The organism is Bradyrhizobium algeriense, from assembly GCF_003062295.1.
In the GTDB taxonomy this organism is placed as follows: domain Bacteria; phylum Pseudomonadota; class Alphaproteobacteria; order Rhizobiales; family Xanthobacteraceae; genus Bradyrhizobium; species Bradyrhizobium algeriense.
Genome location: NZ_PYCN01000321.1, coordinates 1 through 255, shown reverse-complemented (window position 1 = coordinate 255; position 255 = coordinate 1). Strand labels below are relative to the sequence as shown.

Here is a 255-nt window from a genome sequence, read left to right as displayed (position 1 = left end):
AAGAAGCGTGATTGAGATGCACAGAGTGCAACTGAGCTTCGGCGATGGCTTGATCGCCGAAGAAGTGAGCGATCTTCGCGAAGGTTGGATGGAGCATGCCGACCGCGTTCTGGCGGATGAACAGATCGTAGCTGCGGTATATGAGGCGCTGGCGAGACGGCATCCCAAGAGCCGCAGTCGTGGCCGGCTGGGCGCGCCGGCCGAGGTGGTGCTGCGATTGTTGATCCTCAAACACGTCCGCAATTGGAGCTATCA

1 pseudogene is annotated in these 255 nt (G+C 59.2%); it reads left to right on the top strand.

The window, feature by feature from the left end:
• Nucleotides 1-16: 16 nt before the first annotated feature.
• A pseudogene (locus C7G61_RS43670) lies at nt 17-255 on the top strand (ISNCY-like element ISBva1 family transposase); the annotation flags it as partial.